Genomic DNA, 17,331 nt, shown 5'->3' with positions numbered 1-17,331 from the left:
CTGCCGCTTCAGAAGGCTGACAGCTTGGCGAGCGCTTTCTTTTCCCGGCGCCTCTGCACGGAAGAGGGGATGTTCATCGCCTCACGATATTTTGCGACGGTGCGGCGGGCGAGATCAACGCCGCTTTTCTTCAGATTGTCGACGATATCGTCATCGGAAAGCACGGCGTCAGCCGATTCCTGCGCAATCATCGCCTTGATGCGGTGACGCACCGCTTCGGCCGAATGGCTGTCGCCGCCTTCGACGGCGCTGATGGAGACACTGAAGAAATATTTAAGCTCGAACAGCCCGCGCGGCGTCAGCATGTATTTCTTCGACGTTACCCGGCTGACGGTGGATTCGTGCATCTTGATGGCCTCTGCCACCGTCTTGAGGTTCAGCGGGCGCAGGTGGTCGACACCATGGACGAGGAAGGCATCCTGCTGGCGTACGATTTCGGTCGCCACCTTCATGATCGTCCGGGCCCGCTGGTCGAGGCTGCGGGTCAGCCAGTGGGCTGTCTGCATGCACTCGGCAAGGAAATCCTGATCCTCTCCGGCACGGGCCTTGTGTTTCGATACTTCGGCGAAATAGCTCTGGTTGATGAGCACACGCGGCAGGGTCTCGGGATTGATTTCCACCAGCCAGCCGCCGGCGGAGGAGGGGCGCACGATGATGTCAGGGACAATCGTCTCTGAAACCGCCGAATCGTAACCTGCGCCGGGACGTGGGTTGAGCGTGCGGATTTCCGCCAGCATGTCGAGAAGGTCCTCCTCATCGACGCCGCAGAGTTTTTTCAGGGCAGCGAAATCCCGTTTCGCCAGAAGCTCCAGATTGTCGATAAAAGCCCGCATGGCAGGGTCGAGCCGGTCCTTCTGGGCGAGCTGGATTGCCAGACATTCGCTCAGCGAGCGGGAGAACACGCCGGGGGGATCAAACCCCTGAAGTGTCTTCAGAACCTGCTCTACCGTGGATGGCGCAGCCCCCAGCCGTTCGGCGACATCATCGACGGCATCTGCCGCGATATAGCCGGTCTCATCAAGTTGGCCGATCAGCGCATCGGCGATCATTCTGTCTTCGGCGGACGAAATGGCCAGTGGCAATTGCTGATTGAGATGGTCGCCAAGGCTCTGTTTTGCGGCGACGAAATCATCGAGATCATAGCTTTCACCGGACTCCTGTCCGGGCATGGATTTCCACTGGCTTGCCAGTTCGGGGGCATCGGCCTTTCTCGGCTCGGCATCATCAGGAAAAACATTTTCGAAGCTGGTATCGAGCTGCTCTCCAAGATTTGCGGCCCGATCGCCGTACCAGTCGTCGCTGTCGGCCGTCACTGCGGCGGCCCTGTCCGGCCCTTCGCCGTCGGTGTCGCCAAAATTCTCTGCATCCGCCGGGCTGTCTGCGCCCAAATCGCTGTCGTTTGCCGCAATTTCAAGCAGCGGATTGCGTTCCACCTCCTGCGCAATGAACTGCGTCAGCTCGAAATGCGTCATCTGAAGCAGCTGGATGGACTGCATCAGTTGCGGTGTCATCACGAGAGACTGGTTTTGACGCAGCAAAAGGCTGGCAGATAACGCCATGGCGGACGCGAAACTCCCTTTAAAGCTTCTCCATTGCCACAGTTTTCATAAATTTTGAGAAGGCAAAGAAACTTGGCCCAAAAATTGCTTTTTTATCTTGTTTGGTCAAGCGTCAGCACGGGGCGCGATGAAGAATCTTTCGCGCCCGGTGTCTTAAAGGCTGAAATTATTGCCGAGATAGAGGCGGCGTACATCCGGATTGTTGACGATATCGTCCGCGCGGCCGTGGGTCAGAACCTCGCCGGCGTGGATGATGTAGGCGCGGTCGATGAGGCCGAGCGTTTCGCGGACATTGTGGTCGGTAATGAGAACGCCGATCCCGCGCGCAGTCAGGTGCCGGACGAGATTCTGGATGTCGCTGACGGAAATCGGGTCGACACCGGCAAAAGGCTCATCGAGCAGCATGAAGGTCGGATCAGTCGCCAGCGCACGTGCGATTTCCAGGCGCCGCCGCTCACCGCCCGACAGTGCGACTGCCGGGGACTTGCGCAGCTGGGCAATGTGGAACTCTTCCAGAAGCTCATCGAGCTTGCGACTGCGCTTGGTGCTGTCGGGCTCATGGACCTCCAGTACGGCGCGGATATTCTCCTCAACCGTCAGCCCCCGGAAGATCGAGGCTTCCTGCGGCAGATAACCGACGCCGAGACGCGCACGCCTGTACATAGGCATGGTGGTGACGTCGTTGCCGTTGATGGCGATCTTGCCGCTATCGACAGGTACGAGACCGGTGATCATGTAAAAACAGGTGGTCTTGCCCGCACCGTTCGGACCGAGCAGCCCCACCGCCTCTCCGCGGCGCACGACCAGCGACACGCCATTGACCACCCGGCGGGTGTTATAGGTCTTCGTCAGGCCATGCGCGATCAGCGTGCCTTCATAACGGGCCTTGTCGGCCGGTGAGGCAGCTTCCGCGGAAGGATCACGCCCGCCGCCAAGAATTTTTGAGATCGAGGGTATCTTCACGAGAAAAGACTACTGTTTTTTCTGCGATTTCGGATCGAGCATGATCCGGACAGGGCCGCCACAGCTTTCGAGCTTGGCCTGTCCCGTATTCATCAGAACGGTCAGCTTGCAGCCAGTGAAGACATTCGTGCCCTCGGACAGGACGACCTGCTTGCCCGTCAGAATGAAGGTCTGCGCCGCCATGTCGAATTCGCCGTGATCGGCGGTGGCCTTCTGGGTCTCGGAGGTCAGATAGACATTATTGTCGACGAATATCTTTTCGATATTGGCGTCGCCGCTGGTGAGCGAAGAACCCTCGCCCTTGTAGTTGACCGTCATCTTGCCGGCTTGAAGCGTGGTTGTGCCCTGCACGACCTTCACATTGCCGGTGAAATAGGCCTTGCGCTCCTGATCACGGATTTCGAGCTGGTCGCTTTCAATCGCGATCGGCTGGTCACCGGAGAGCTTGACGCCCTGCATGTTGCTCGTGGTGTTCTGCGCGAAAGCCACGGTTGCAAGACACGAAAGAAAAAGACTTGCGGCTGCGAAGCCTGCGGATCTGCCAAGGGAAACGGGACGGGAAATTTGCATCATCTGGACCGGGCTCTCACTTGCCTTCATTTTTGATATTGGATGCAGCGATACGTGCCCGTACCTGCCCCGAAAATGTAATCGTCTTGCCATTATCGGCGATATCAATCGATTGCGCAACAATCGAGCCGTCGTTTGTTTTGATCGAAACGGGCTCCTTGCTGCTCATTTTTCCGGCCTTGAGATCGACGTCTGCGGACTGGAACTTCGCTTGTATGCCATTGCTGAGATTGATGTCAAAAGGGGCCGTCATCTTCAGCGTATTGGTGGCGCGGTCGAAAATGCCTTCCTTGGCGATCACCTGCGCGACACTGTCATTGACCGGAACGGCGGCCAGAACCTTCTCAAGCGTCATGAGGTTGGGGTTGGCGATATCCTGCAACGCACGGTCGGCGTTCATGGAGTAATCGATCCCCTTCTCGTTGCGGCCCGCGACGGCGGGTTTTTCCATCACGATCTTGCCGTCTTCGATCCTCGCGCTTTCCAGCGAAACCTCGTCGGGCGCCCAGGTTCGGATAACCGAAACGGCGATGAAGGCGAGCGAAATGACCGCCGCGCCAAGCGGCAGGATGATTTTCAGCCGCTTCACGCGCGCGGAATGCCTGAGCGCGCGCTCGTAGGCGCCGTTCTGGTCATGGGGCAGCGAAAATGCTGGCGCGGGTTCGCGGAGTCTTTCAAGCATAAGAGTGGGTCCGGAAAACTTCCTGGGCGCCATTCTGGCGCGCAATTGAAGCTTGTATGTTTATCGTAATGTGTTTGGCACGAGTGCTTTGTCCTGCCAATATGGTTTTTGTCTGGAAAGGTGCAAGGGAAATGCGAATTTTATCGTAATTCTGGTTTCCTTATTGTTTCCTTGCGGCTTCGCGCTAGAAGAACCATATGGCCGTGAGGCAGGGTGGTGTCATAAGGCCGGATGGCAGAGGTTTTCAATGGATAATATGGCGATAGCGGATCGCAGGCGATTGCGCCGCAAGCTGACTTTCTGGCGGATTGCCGCTGTTTTCCTGCTCGTCGCCGGCGCCTTCGGCCTCTACCGGTTTTTGTGGGACAGGCCGCAGCAAAGCGCCAGACCCCACATTGCCCGTGTCGAGATTTCCGGTCTGATCCAGGACAATACCGAACTTCTGGAACGGCTCGACAAGATCGCCAGGAGCGACAATGTCAAAGGGTTGATCGTGTCGATTTCCTCGCCCGGCGGCACCACCTATGGCGGAGAGCGCATATTCAAGGCCCTTCGCGGCGTGGCCGAAAAGAAGCCCGTTGTCTCCGATGTCCGCACGTTGGCCGCGTCCGCCGGCTATATGATCGCATCGGCCGGCGATGTCATTGTTGCCGGCGAAACCTCGATCACCGGCTCGATCGGCGTGATCTTTCAATATCCCCAGCTTGGCCAGCTGATGGACAAGCTCGGCGTCTCGCTGCAGGAAATCAAGTCTTCACCCCTGAAGGCCGAGCCCTCGCCGTTCCATGAGGCGCCGGAAGAAGCAAAGACGATGATCCGCGCCATGGTGATGGACAGCTACGGCTGGTTCGTTGACCTTGTGGCCGATCGCCGCAAGCTGCCGCGCGAGGATGTGCTGAAGCTGGCGGACGGATCGATTTTCACCGGCCGACAGGCTCTTGCCAACAGGCTGGTCGATACGCTGGGCGGTGAAAAGGAAATTCGCGGTTATTTCGAAACACGCGGTGTCGCCAAGGATTTGCCGATCGTCGAATGGCGTGCGCCGTCGTCCCGTTCGCCTTTTTCGCTTTTCAGTGTTGCGCAAATAGCGAAGTTTCTGGGATATGACGATTTAATTCCCTTTGCGGGACCTGGCCAGCTCGGTGCGGACAAGTTGTTTCTTGACGGTCTTGTTTCCGTTTGGCAGGTTGAGCCGCGTTAAAAATCCAATCCTTTCAGGGGGCAACCGTGATCAAGTCTGAACTGGTGCAGATTGTTGCTGCGCGTAACCCGCACCTTTATCACCGTGACGTGGAAAACATCGTCAATGCGGTGCTGGATGAAATCACCGATGCCCTGGCGGCAGGAAACCGCGTCGAGCTTCGTGGCTTCGGCGCATTTTCGGTGAAAAACCGTCCGTCCCGATCCGGGCGGAACCCGCGTACGGGCGAGTCGGTTTTCGTCGAGGAAAAATGGGTGCCTTTCTTCAAGACGGGCAAGGAACTGCGTGAGCGCCTGAACCCCGGTATGGGTGACGAAGAGGACGATTGATCGTTCTTGACGCTTGGCCGCTGAAACGGGGCCGGCGGAACACCCGCAGCGATGGAGTATTGTCGGATGTCGAAAAAAATCATCAACCTCATCATCCTGCTTCCGCTGGCGATAATCCTCATCATCCTGTGCGTGGCCAACCGCCAGGCGGTGACGCTTGCGCTCAATCCCTTCCGGGAGGACAGCGTTTTGTCCTTCACCGCGCCGTTTTTCGTCTTCCTGTTTCTGGCGGTGATTTTTGGCGTGCTGCTGGGATCTGCGGCCACATGGTTTGCGCAGGGCAAACATCGCAAGCGCGCCCGTATCGAAGCGAAAGAGGCCGTCCGCTGGCATGATGAGGCGAACCGCCAGAAGGCGGCGGCAACCGCGCAGCTTCCGCATGCGGGACAGCTCCCGGCAAAGTGATGTAGCGGACATTCGTTCCGGCTCTAGGCGAGCGACGCATGGAATGCTATTTGCTGCGCCATAAGACGCGGGCAGAAGCGGAAAGATTTCCATTGAAGAAAAAAGACAGCCGGCCGGGCAATCGTGCGCGTGCCGGGAGCGAGAAAAAACAGGTTCATGCCGCAAAGCCGGCACGCCGACCGGATTCAGCGCCGAAAAAGCGCGAGCCGGATGCCGTGCGCAGCGTGCCGAAGCCTTCGCCTAAAGAAAGGGTCAGCGTAGCGCCTGCGGTTGAGCAGGTGCCCGTGCGGCCCCTCAAGGAGCGCACAGGCGAACTGCCCGCAGAACAGGTTCCGGTCATTCTGGAATCGAGCGGCGCGGGCGATTTTCACCTGATCGACAGCGGGAATGGTCTGAAGCTCGAACAATACGGCGACTACCGCGTCGTCCGTCCCGAGGCGCAAGCGCTGTGGAAACCTTCGGTTCCCGATCGCGTGTGGCAGAATGCCGACGCTGTCTTTACCGGCGACACGGATGAGGACGGCATGGGCCGCTGGCGTTTTCCCAAGGCGGCGCTGGGTGAGACCTGGCCCCTGTCTCTGCTCGGCGTCGAATTTCTGGGCCGCTTCACGGCTTTCCGGCATGTCGGCGTCTTCCCGGAACAGATCGTGCATTGGGAATGGCTGAAACATGCCATCGAGACGGCTGACCGGCCGCTGAAGGTGCTGAATCTCTTCGGTTATACCGGGGTCGCCTCGCTGGTCGCGGCGGCGGCCGGCGCTGAAGTCACCCATGTCGACGCCTCCAAGAAGGCGATCGGCTGGGCGAAGGAAAATCAGGCGCTCGCCGGGCTCGAACAGGCACCGATCCGCTGGATCTGCGAAGACGCGATGAAATTCATCCAGCGTGAGGAACGCCGCGGCAACAGCTACGATATCATCCTCACCGACCCGCCGAAATTCGGCCGCGGCACCCATGGTGAAGTCTGGCAATTGTTCGACCACCTGCCGCTGATGCTGGATATCTGCCGGGAAATCCTGTCGCCCAGGGCGCTAGGTCTGGTGCTGACCGCCTATTCCATCAGGGCCAGCTTCTATTCGATGCATGAGCTGATGCGCGAGACCATGCGCGGCGCCGGTGGTGTTGTCGCATCCGGCGAATTGGTCATTCGCGAGGCCGGGCTTGACGGCAAGACGCCCGGCCGGGTGCTTTCCACCTCGCTGTTCAGCCGTTGGGAGCCGAAATGACGAAGGATATGCGCGAAAACACGACGCGCCGGGTTGGCCAGGTCAAGGAAGTGACCAGCCTCGCCAATCCCATCATCAAGGACATCAAGGCGCTCAGCCAGAAAAAGGGCAGGGAAGAGACCGGCACCTTCATGGCGGAAGGCCTGAAGCTGGTCATCGATGCGCTCGAACTCGGCTGGACCATCAAGACGCTGGTTTATGCCAAGGCCGCCAAGGGCAAGCCGCTGGTGGAGCAGGCGGCGGTGAAGACAGTCGCGTCAGGTGGCCTGGTGCTCGAAGTCAGCGAAAAGGTCATTGCCTCGATCACCCGCCGCGACAATCCGCAGATGGTCGTCGGCATTTTCGAACAGAAATGGAAGCCGCTGAAGGATATCCGTCCGGAAAAGGGCGAGACCTATATCGCGCTCGACCGGGTGCGCGATCCCGGTAATCTCGGCACAATCATCCGCACTGCCGATGCGGCTGGCGCCTCGGGCGTCATTCTGGTCGGCGACTGTACCGATCCCTTCTCGCTGGAAACCGTTCGTGCCACCATGGGTTCGGTCTTCGCCATGCCCGTGGCCCGCGCCTCGGTTGAGGAATTCCTGTCCTGGAAAAAATCGGCACAGGTCAGTGTCGTCGCCACCCATCTTGCCGGTTCGGTGGATTATCGAAAAATCGATTATGCCGGCAAGCCGGTCGTGCTTTTGATGGGTAACGAGCAATCCGGCCTGCCGCCGGAACTGGCCGGCAAGGCCGATCAGCTGGCGCGCATCCCCCAGCAGGGCCGCGCCGACAGCCTCAATCTCGCCATCGCAACCGCCGTCATGTTGTTCGAAGCGCGGCGACATCTCCTCGAACTTGCTCCGGTGAAGTAATGGCCAAAGCGGCACTGTTTTCGAAATTCGGCCCGGCTCTTGCACTGATCGTCGCCGCACTGGTGCTGGACCAGATCGTCAAGCAACTGGTGGAAGCCTATCTGCCACTGCAGGAGATGGTGCCAGTCGTGCCGTTTCTGGCGCTTTACCGGACCTATAATCTCGGCGTCGCATTTTCGATGCTGTCGGACATGCAGGGCTGGTTCATCGTCAGCATGCGGCTCGTCATCGTGGTCTTCGTTCTGTGGCTGTGGCGCAAGACGGCGGCGGACCGTACCTTCGCCCATCTCGGCTTTGCCTTCATCATTGCGGGTGCGGCCGGCAATCTTCTCGACCGGTTTTTCTACGGACATGTCATCGACTACATCCTGTTTCACACGCCGACATGGTCCTTCGCGGTCTTCAATCTCGCCGACAGTTTCATAACCATCGGTGCGGCTTGCGTCATTCTTGACGAGTTTCTGCACGCCCGGGCGGCCAAAAAGTAAAATTTTAGGGTTTGGGCCAAACATATCAAAACCGCTGTCATGGTAGCGGTTGGATATGAGCGAACTGGCAAAACTTCGGGAAAGAGTTTCAGAGGGTCTTGGGCTGGCGTCTGTGGCGGTGCAGCCGGGAGACCGCGCCGATGCAGCAAGGCATCATGCCGCCTCCGAACCCGAAATCGCTTCGGGGCCGATTGCCCTGTATGTCGCGGTTTCATTGTCGGTGGGTGCGTTTTCCGCCGCGCTGATCGCGCTTGCCGTGCCCTACGCGGTCACGGTCGCACTGGCCTCCTTCTTTGGCGCCGTGCTCGTCGGTGTTCTTCTTTATGCGCTGTTCGGGAAAACTGGCTGGCATCGAGGCGCGCTGTCCGCGGACTATTCGGAGGTTCGGCTGCGGCGGACGCAAAACCGTTCGCTGATCGCCGAGATGCAGGAGTCCATGGGCGACATCGTCGTGATCCGAAATATGGATCGGCGCATCGTCGAGGCGAACCGCGTCTTTTGTGAAATGACGGGATGCTCGGTGCCGGAGGGATTGAGCTGCGAGGAAATCGGCATCGCCTTCCGTCCGGGCGACAAGGTCCATGCCTATGACGTGGAAATCGCCACCCCTTTCGGCCAGCGGATATTTTCCTGGCACGATGTCGTGACCCGCGATCTGACAAGCAGCCGTCTTCTTATCAGCAGCATTGCCAGGGATGTGACCGAGGAGCGGCTTGCGCTTGCCGAAAGGGAAGACGCCCGGCTGCGCGCCGAAAAGGCCGATGCTGAAAAGGCGCGGCTGCTTGCCACGGTAAGCCATGAAATCCGCCTGCCGCTTTCCGGCATGCTGGGCATGAACCATCTTCTGTCGCAAACGCGGCTCAACGACGAGCAGCGCAACTATCTCGACGGTATGAAGCAGTCCGGCCAGTCCCTGGTGCAGCTGGTCGAGGATCTGCTGGATTATTCGACCATGGAAGCGGGCCGCTTCAAGCTCAATCCGCGTGCAGAGAACCTGCGCCGGCTGATCGAGAGCATTGTCGAGATGCTGGCGCATCGCGCCCATGAAAAAGGCATAGAAATCACCTCTTTCGTAACCCCGGATGTGCCCGATTATCTCGATTTCGATCCGGCAAGACTGCGTCAGGTCCTGTTCAATCTCCTCGGAAATGCCGTCAAGTTCACGCGGGAAGGCGGGGTCGTCATCCGTGCGCGCATGGCCAACGGTCAATTGCAGATCACCGTCGAAGATACCGGTCCGGGCATGAACGAGGCGGAACAGGCGCGTATCTTCGGCGAATTCGAGCAGGCAGGCCCGATGTCGCAGCGAAGCGCCGGCACAGGCCTCGGGCTTGCGATTTCCGCCCGTATCGTGCGGGAATTCGGCGGCAGCCTCACGGTTTCGAGCCGCAGGGGCAGGGGCAGCATCTTCACGCTGTCGTTCCGCCCGGGTGGCGCGCCTGCCGCAATGCCGGATCCGGGTCGTCGCCATTGCCTGCAGCACACGAACGTCCTGCTCATCGCGCCAAAGGGTGTGGCTGCGGCGGTGACGATGGAGGCTATCGAGGCCTTTGGCGGCAAATGTGTTCTCATCCATCAGCCGGAAGATTTGCAGAAGCTAAAGAGCGAGGCGTCTCACCAGAACGCCGATCTCACCGACATCATCGTCGACCGTCGCGTTTCACCCCTGTTCAGGGACGCCCTGAAGGATTGGCCGCAGCAGAATGTTCGCCGTACGCTGCTGGTCAGCCCGGAAGAACGGCCTTCGACCATGCATGTGTCTTTTGACGCCTGGCTGATCCGGCCGCTGCGCGAAAAATCGCTGATCGATGTCCTTTGCGGCCGCCTGCGTGGCATAGAGCGCCGCGACGCCCTCAACGACAACCACCCGGATGTGGGTTTTTCGTCGCGGCTGAAGGAAGGGGCAAGCGGTATCGACATTCTCGTGGCCGAGGATGATGCCGTTAATGCCCGCATCATTCGCGCCGTTCTGGAAAAGAGCGGCTATACCGTCCGTACGGTCGATAATTTTCAATCCCTGCGGCAGTCGATGGCATCGGATGTGTCTCACCTGCCGCACCTTGTCATCTCGGACCTCAATATGCCAGGCGGTGAGGGGCTGGAGGTGCTGCCGGAGCTTCTCGGCACGCTGGAGGGTGACAGAAATATTCCCGTCATAGTCCTCAGCGGGGATGCCGGTGCGCAGACGGCCGAAATGCTCCTGAAGGCCGGTGCAGGCGCGGTTTTGGCCAAGCCCGCCGACCCCAGACGACTGGTGGAGGAAATCCGCCGCCTGCTGACGGCGAAACGCCTTTCCTCATAATAGCTTGACAGACTGGCACTGTCGGCATTTTGTCACTATTCTGTCGTCAATTAGTGATTTATGACAGGAAAATTCTTTGGTGGCGGAGCGATTCCCCATGGTTGCCGAAATCTTCAATCACGACATTTGTGAAAACAATGTTGTCATTAGCCCGCGCCCTGAGGCAGTTCAGGACAATGAGGGTCTTTTCGGTCGTATCGGTACACTGGAAACACGGCTCGCGCGAAATGACCGCGAGATCGATGCCGCGCAATCCGTGCGTTACCGGGTCTTCGTTGAGGAGATGAACGCGCGCCTTCCCGCTGAAGCGATGCGCCGCAAGCGCGACATCGACGCGTGGGACAGTGTCTGCGACCATCTGCTCGTACTCGACAAGGCGATCGAAGGTGACAGCGAGGACCAGATCGTCGGCACCTACCGTCTGTTGCGGCAGGAAACGGCGCTCGCCAATAATGGTTTTTATTCCGCCAGCGAATTCGACATTGCCGGGCTCGTCGCGCGCCATCCGGGCAAGCGTTTCATGGAGCTTGGCCGTTCCTGCGTATTGCCGGAATATCGCACCAAGCGCACAGTCGAGCTTCTGTGGCAGGGCAACTGGGCCTATGCCGTCAAGCACCGCATGGACGCCATGATCGGTTGCGCCTCCTTTCCCGGCGTGCAGCCGGAAACCCATGCGCTGGCGCTTTCCTTCCTGCATCATAATTGCGTTGCAAAGGGTGAGTGGGAGGCCTCCGCGCTTCCCGAGCTTTACCACGAGATGGACCTGATGCCGGCGGAGGCGCTGAATACCCGCAAGGCGTTGAACGCCATGCCGCCGCTCATCAAGGGCTATATGCGCCTTGGCGCCATGTTCGGCTCCGGCGCCGTGGTGGATCATGCTTTCAACACGACGGATGTTCTCGTGGTCCTGCCGGTCTCTTCCATTGCCGGCCGCTATATCAGCTACTACGGCGGCGAGGCCGAGCGCATCAACGGCTGATCGGTTTTGATGCCTGACCTTGCGGGATGTTCCTGTGGGCAGCCGTGACGTGCGTGTTGTCTTGGGGAGGGCATTGCCGTTAGTGTCGGCGCTCGTTTTCCGCAACACGATATGACATCGGCAGGCCATTGACGGACGTTCTGACAACCGCTTCCCTGATCACGGAGGAGAGCCGCGCTTCGGCCACTCCGATGATGGAGCAATATATCGAGATCAAGGCGAACAATCCCGGTTCGCTGCTCTTTTACCGCATGGGCGATTTTTACGAATTGTTCTTCGACGATGCGGTCGAGGCCTCCCGTGCTCTCGGCATCACGCTGACCAAACGCGGCCAGCATATGGGGTTCGATATTCCCATGTGCGGCGTTCCCGTCCATGCGGCGGACGACTATCTCCAGAAGCTCATCCTGCGTGGCTATCGCGTCGCCGTCTGCGAACAGGTTGAAGACCCTGCGGAAGCCAAGAAGCGCGGATCGAAATCCGTGGTCAAGCGTGATGTGGTGCGGCTCGTCACGCCCGGCACGTTGACAGAAGAGAAACTGCTGTCGCCAACCGAATCCAACTATCTGATGGCGCTTGCCCGCATTCGCGGCAGTGCCGAGGCGCAGTTCGCGCTCGCCTGGATCGATATCTCCACCGGCGTCTTCCGCCTGGCGGAAACCACGCTGACGCGACTTCTCGCCGATATCTGGCGCATTGATCCGCGTGAGCTGATCGTCGCCGACAGCCTGTTCCATGACGAGGAATTGCGCCCGGTATTCGATGTGCTTGGCCGTGTGGCGGTGCCGCAGCCGGCTATTCTTTTCGACAGCGCCACGGCGGAGGGGCGCATTGCCCGTTACTTCAACGTTTCGACACTCGATGGTTTCGGCACGTTTTCGCGGGTGGAACTGGCGGCGGCCGCTGCCGCCGTGGCCTATGTCGAAAAGACCCAGATCGCCGAGCGTCCGCCGCTCGGTGCGCCGGAGCGCGAGAGTGCCGCCTCCACGCTTTTCATCGATCCCGCCACCCGCGCCAATCTGGAGCTGGTGAAGACGCTGTCAGGCGAAAGGGACGGATCGCTGCTGCATGCCTTGAACCGCACGGTAACCGGCGGCGGCGCGCGGCTTCTGGCGGAGCGGCTGATGTCGCCCTTGACCGATCCCGAAAAGATCAATGCGCGCCTCGATGCGGTCGCCTATCTCATCGATGACGTTTCGCTGTGCGACGGCCTGCGCGATGCGCTGAAGCAGGTTGCGGATATGCCGCGTGCGCTTTCGCGCCTTGCGCTGGAGCGCGGCGGCCCGCGCGATCTCGGTGCCATCAGGCAGGGGCTGGCTTCGGCCGAAAAGATTGCCGCCATTCTCGATCAGGGATTGTTGCCGGACGAGCTGGCGGCGGCGCTGTCGGATTTGAAAGCCCTGCCCGGTGGGCTGGAAGCCATGCTCGGCTCGATGCTGGCCGACGATCTGCCGCTTCTGAAGCGTGACGGCGGTTTCCTGCGTGAAGGCGCCAATCCCGAACTCGATGAGGTGCGGGCGCTGCGCGACCAGTCGCGTCGGGTGATTGCCGGGCTGCAACTGAAATATGCCGACGAGACCGGCATCAAGTCTCTGAAGATCAAGCACAACAATGTGCTGGGTTATTTCATCGAGGTCACGGCGGGCAATGCCGATGTGATGACATCGACGGACGAGGCCAAGGCGCGCTTTATCCACCGCCAGACCATGGCGGGCGCCATGCGCTTCACCACCACCGAGCTTGCCGATCTCGAAAGCCGCATCGCCAATGCTGCTGCGCAGGCTTTGACCATGGAACTGGAAGCCTTCGAGCGTATGGTCAAGGCCGTGGTGCAGCAGGCGGAGGCGATCAAGGCCGGCGCGCTGGCGCTTGCGGTGATCGACGTCGCCTCAAGCCTTGCCTATCTCGCGACCGAGCAGGCCTATTGCCGCCCGATCGTCGATGCCTCCATGACTTTCGCGATCAAAGGCGGACGTCATCCGGTGGTGGAGCAGGCGCTGCGGCGGCAATCGGCCGGACCCTTCATCGCCAATAATTGCGACCTATCGGCTGTCGACGGCGGCAAGAACGGTGCGATCTGGCTGCTGACCGGCCCGAACATGGGCGGTAAATCGACCTTCCTGCGCCAGAATGCGCTGATCGCCATCCTTGCGCAGATCGGCTCCTTCGTGCCGGCGGAAGCCGCCCATATAGGCACTGTCGACCGGCTGTTTTCCCGTGTCGGCGCATCGGACGATCTGGCGCGCGGCCGCTCGACCTTCATGGTGGAAATGGTGGAAACCGCCGCCATTCTCAATCAGGCGACGGATCGCTCGCTGGTCATTCTGGACGAGATCGGCCGAGGTACCGCAACCTTTGACGGGCTTTCAATCGCCTGGGCGGCGGTGGAGCATCTGCACGAGGTCAATCGTTGCCGCGGGCTCTTCGCCACCCATTTCCATGAGCTGACCGTGTTGTCGGAAAAACTCGGCCGCCTTTCCAATGCCACGATGCGGGTGAAGGAGTGGGAAGGCGACGTCATCTTCCTGCATGAAGTTGGACCGGGTGCCGCGGATCGTTCCTACGGTATTCAGGTGGCGCGTCTCGCTGGCCTTCCGGCATCGGTTGTGGAGCGCGCCCGCGAGGTTCTGACGAAGCTCGAAGATGCCGACCGCAAGAACCCGGCGAGCCAGCTGATCGACGATCTGCCGCTGTTCCAGATTGCCGTCCGCCGCGAGGAAACCCGCAAAGCCGGCCCATCGAAGGTGGAGGAGGCTCTGAAAGGCTTCAATCCCGACGAAATGACGCCGCGTGAGGCATTGGACGCGCTCTATGCGTTGAAGAAAGAACTTGGCAAGGCTTGAAGGGATACAGTGCCTGTCCATCGCCTTTAAAACTCGCTATAGGACACTCCCATCGCAAGTGGTGGGATTTCCCACAGGACATGGATACCGGCATAGATGGCCATCAAGGACCTGGATTTTTCCGACATTCTCGATGTTTCGGCGCTGAAGCGCGAATGTGACATCATCTTTAGGGAAGACGGCAAGCGCATTGCCGATATCAGGTCCGACCTGCTGCCGCTCTTTCGCAAGGCCAGCACGGAAGGCCGGGAGAATATCCGCGAATTGCTGAAAGCCGATGGCAGCGGCATTGATTGCGCCCGCCGCATTTCCTGGCTTCAGGACCGGCTGATCGAGATGCTTTATGATCTCGCCTGCCAGTATGTCTATCCGAAGGACGCACCCCAGATCGCGGTCGCGGCGGTCGGCGGTTACGGCCGCGGTACGCTGGCGCCGGGATCGGATATCGACCTCCTGTTCCTGCTGCCGGCCAAGAATACGCCTGACATGCACAAGGCCGTGGAATTCGTGCTCTATCTCCTCTGGGATCTCGGTTTCAAGGTGGGCCATGCCACGCGCACGGTGGATGAGTGCATCCGCCTGTCAAAATCCGATATGACGATCCGCACCGCCATTCTGGAAGTTCGGGCGATCTGTGGCAGGAAGTCCCTGACCGACGATCTCGAAAAACGCTTCGAGTCGGAAGTCGTCACCGGCACTGGTCCGGAATTCATCGCCGCAAAGCTTGCCGAGCGCGACCAGCGCCACCGCAAGGCCGGCGATACGCGCTATCTGGTGGAGCCGAATGTCAAGGAAGGCAAGGGCGGGTTGCGCGACCTGCACACGCTGTTCTGGATCGCCAAATATTATTACCACGTTCGCGATACGGCTGATCTGGTCAAACTCGGAGTTCTGTCCAGATCCGAACTGAAGCTGTTCGAAAAGGCCGACGATTTTCTCTGGGCCGTCCGCTGCCAGATGCATTTCATCACCGGCAAGGCGGAAGAGCGTCTTTCTTTCGATATTCAGCGTGAGATCGCCGATGCGCTGAATTATCAGCCGCGCCCCGGCCTTTCCGCCGTCGAACGTTTCATGAAGCACTATTTCCTCGTGGCCAAGGATGTGGGTGACCTGACCCGCATCGTCTGCGCCGCGCTGGAAGACCGGCAGGCGAAGGATGTACCGGGCCTCTCCGGCGTTCTCAGCCGTTTCGCCCGCCGCGTCCGCAAGATTGCGGGTTCAGTGGAGTTCGTTGAGGACCGGGGACGGATCGCGCTGGCCAAGCCTGACGTCTTCAAGAACGACCCGGTCAATCTGATCCGTCTCTTCCACATCGCCGATATCAACAATCTTGAACTGCATCCGGATGCTCTGCGTGTCGTCACCCGCTCGCTGTCGCTCATCAATGACGAGCTTCGCGAAAACGAGGAAGCGAACCGGCTGTTCCTGTCGATCCTCACCTCGCGGCGTGATCCGGCGCTGACTTTGCGCCGCATGAACGAGGCGGGGGTATTGGGCAAGTTCATTCCCGAATTCGGCAAGATCGTCGCGATGATGCAGTTCAACATGTATCATCACTATACGGTGGATGAGCATCTGATCCGCTCCGTCGGCGTGCTGTCGGAAGTGGACAAGGGTACGGCTATTGATGCCCATCCGCTCGCCAACCAGCTGATGCCCGGCGTTGAAGAGCGCGAGGCGCTTTATGTCGCCGTGTTGCTGCACGATGTCGCCAAGGGCCGGCAGGAAGACCATTCGATTGCCGGCGCCCGTGTGGCCCGCAAGCTCTGCCAGCGTTTCCGCCTCACCGGCAAGCAGACCGAAACGGTCGTCTGGCTGATCGAGCAGCATCTTCTGATGTCCATGGTCGCCCAGACGCGCGACCTGCACGACCGCAAGACCATCACCGATTTCGCCGACAAGGTGCAATCCATGGAGCGGCTGAAGATGCTGCTGATCCTGACGGTCTGCGATATCCGCGCCGTTGGTCCGGGCGTCTGGAACGGTTGGAAGGGGCAGCTGCTGCGCTCGCTTTATTACGAGACTGAACTGCTGCTGTCAGGCGGCTTCTCGGAGGTCTCCCGCAAGGAGCGGGCGCAGATCGCCCGGCAGGCGCTCTACGACGCTCTTGATGACTGGGGCCAGAAGGCGCGGCGCAAATATACCAAGTTGCACTACGAGCCCTATCTGCTGACGGTGGCGCTGGAAGACCAGGTGCGCCACACCCGCTTCATCCGTGAGGCCGACAAGCAGGAAAAGGCGCTGTCGACCATGGTGCGCACCCATTCTTTCCACGCCATCACCGAAATCACCGTACTGGCGCCCGACCATCCGCGCCTTTTGTCGATCATCACCGGCGCCTGCGCCGCCGCCGGCGCAAACATCGCCGACGCGCAGATCTTCACCACCTCCGACGGGCGGGCACTGGATACGATCCTCATCAACCGGGAATTCCCGATCGACGAGGATGAGATGCGGCGCGGCAATAATGTCGGCAAGCTGATCGAGGAGGTTCTGTCGGGCCGTCAACGCCTGCCGGAAATGATCGCCACCCGGACCAAGAGCCGCAAGAAGAAAAGCGCCTTCACCATTCCGCCCTCGGTCATCATTTCCAACGGGCTGTCGAACAAGTTCACCGTCATCGAGGTCGAGTGCCTCGACCGGCCGGGCCTGCTGGCGGATATGACGGCTGTCATCGCCGATCTGTCGCTGGACATCCATTCCGCCCGCATCACCACCTTCGGTGAAAAAGTCATCGACACCTTTTATGTCACCGATCTCTTCGGGCAGAAGGTGACGAACGACAACCGGCAGGCCAGCATCGCCACGCGCCTGAAAGCGGTGATGAGCGAGCAGGAAGACGAATTGCGCGACCGCATGCCGAACGGCATCATCGCCCACCCAGACGTGGCGGCGCTGCCGGCCGCGCGCACGGCAAAGGCTTGAAG

General features: G+C 59.9%; 14 protein-coding genes. 10 read left to right on the top strand and 4 right to left on the bottom strand.

Features of this window, described 5'->3' with window-relative positions; all coding sequences use genetic code 11:
- Positions 1–8: 8 nt before the first annotated feature.
- From rpoN to lptC, 4 genes are all read right to left on the bottom strand, one after another.
- Positions 9–1,559 carry an RNA polymerase factor sigma-54 gene (gene rpoN, locus JZX88_RS02675; protein WP_065114700.1) on the bottom strand — a complete coding sequence of 517 codons (1,551 nt, stop codon included), beginning with the start codon at positions 1,557–1,559 and terminating at the stop codon, positions 9–11.
- 153 nt (positions 1,560–1,712) lie between these two features.
- Positions 1,713–2,522 carry an LPS export ABC transporter ATP-binding protein gene (gene lptB, locus JZX88_RS02670; protein WP_065114701.1) on the bottom strand — a complete coding sequence of 270 codons (810 nt, stop codon included), beginning with the start codon at positions 2,520–2,522 and terminating at the stop codon, positions 1,713–1,715.
- Positions 2,523–2,531: 9 nt separating this feature from the next.
- Complete coding sequence (locus JZX88_RS02665; RefSeq protein WP_065114702.1) at positions 2,532–3,095, bottom strand: LptA/OstA family protein; 564 nt, start codon at positions 3,093–3,095, stop codon at positions 2,532–2,534.
- Between the two features lie 13 nt (positions 3,096–3,108).
- The gene (gene lptC / locus JZX88_RS02660) at positions 3,109–3,774 is read right to left on the bottom strand and encodes an LPS export ABC transporter periplasmic protein LptC (RefSeq protein WP_065114703.1); all 666 of its coding nucleotides are present in this window, start codon (positions 3,772–3,774) and stop codon (positions 3,109–3,111) included.
- A gap of 247 nt (positions 3,775–4,021) precedes the next feature.
- On the opposite strand from lptC, the gene sppA reads away from it, so the two are divergent.
- From sppA to JZX88_RS02610, 10 genes are all read left to right on the top strand, one after another.
- A complete protein-coding gene (gene sppA / locus JZX88_RS02655) occupies positions 4,022–4,975 on the top strand; it encodes a signal peptide peptidase SppA (protein ID WP_142855235.1) in 954 nt (317 codons plus the stop codon).
- Positions 4,976–4,977: 2 nt separating this feature from the next.
- Positions 4,978–5,304 (top strand): integration host factor subunit beta, encoded by a 327-nt coding sequence (locus JZX88_RS02650; RefSeq protein WP_262517148.1) that lies wholly within the window; start codon positions 4,978–4,980, stop codon positions 5,302–5,304.
- A 66-nt stretch (positions 5,305–5,370) separates the two neighbouring features.
- Complete coding sequence (locus tag JZX88_RS02645) at positions 5,371–5,709, top strand: LapA family protein (protein WP_065114705.1); 339 nt, start codon at positions 5,371–5,373, stop codon at positions 5,707–5,709.
- A gap of 92 nt (positions 5,710–5,801) precedes the next feature.
- Positions 5,802–6,935 carry a class I SAM-dependent methyltransferase gene (locus JZX88_RS02640; RefSeq protein WP_142855237.1) on the top strand — a complete coding sequence of 378 codons (1,134 nt, stop codon included), beginning with the start codon at positions 5,802–5,804 and terminating at the stop codon, positions 6,933–6,935.
- A complete protein-coding gene (locus JZX88_RS02635; RefSeq protein ID WP_065114707.1) occupies positions 6,932–7,792 on the top strand; it encodes an RNA methyltransferase in 861 nt (286 codons plus the stop codon). Before JZX88_RS02640 ends, JZX88_RS02635 begins: the two co-directional genes overlap by 4 nt.
- Positions 7,792–8,280 carry a signal peptidase II gene (lspA, locus tag JZX88_RS02630; protein WP_065114708.1) on the top strand — a complete coding sequence of 163 codons (489 nt, stop codon included), beginning with the start codon at positions 7,792–7,794 and terminating at the stop codon, positions 8,278–8,280. The genes JZX88_RS02635 and lspA overlap by 1 nt, the downstream gene beginning before the upstream one ends.
- A gap of 55 nt (positions 8,281–8,335) precedes the next feature.
- Positions 8,336–10,582, top strand: a complete 2,247-nt coding sequence (locus JZX88_RS02625; protein ID WP_206912442.1) for a PAS domain-containing hybrid sensor histidine kinase/response regulator — start codon at positions 8,336–8,338, stop codon at positions 10,580–10,582.
- A 97-nt stretch (positions 10,583–10,679) separates the two neighbouring features.
- Positions 10,680–11,561: a GNAT family N-acetyltransferase gene (locus tag JZX88_RS02620; protein ID WP_206912613.1), complete on the top strand. Its 882-nt coding sequence runs from the start codon at positions 10,680–10,682 to the stop codon at positions 11,559–11,561.
- A 128-nt stretch (positions 11,562–11,689) separates the two neighbouring features.
- Positions 11,690–14,404, top strand: a complete 2,715-nt coding sequence (gene mutS, locus JZX88_RS02615) for a DNA mismatch repair protein MutS (protein WP_174030419.1) — start codon at positions 11,690–11,692, stop codon at positions 14,402–14,404.
- A 96-nt stretch (positions 14,405–14,500) separates the two neighbouring features.
- Positions 14,501–17,329: a [protein-PII] uridylyltransferase gene (locus JZX88_RS02610; RefSeq protein ID WP_174028784.1), complete on the top strand. Its 2,829-nt coding sequence runs from the start codon at positions 14,501–14,503 to the stop codon at positions 17,327–17,329.
- The last annotated feature ends 2 nt before the right edge of the window (positions 17,330–17,331 follow it).

The organism is Agrobacterium sp. OT33, assembly GCF_017313365.1.
GTDB lineage: Bacteria > Pseudomonadota > Alphaproteobacteria > Rhizobiales > Rhizobiaceae > Agrobacterium > Agrobacterium rhizogenes_A.
The sequence above is the reverse complement of the archived record's forward strand: the minus strand, read 5'-3'. Positions and strand labels throughout refer to the sequence as shown.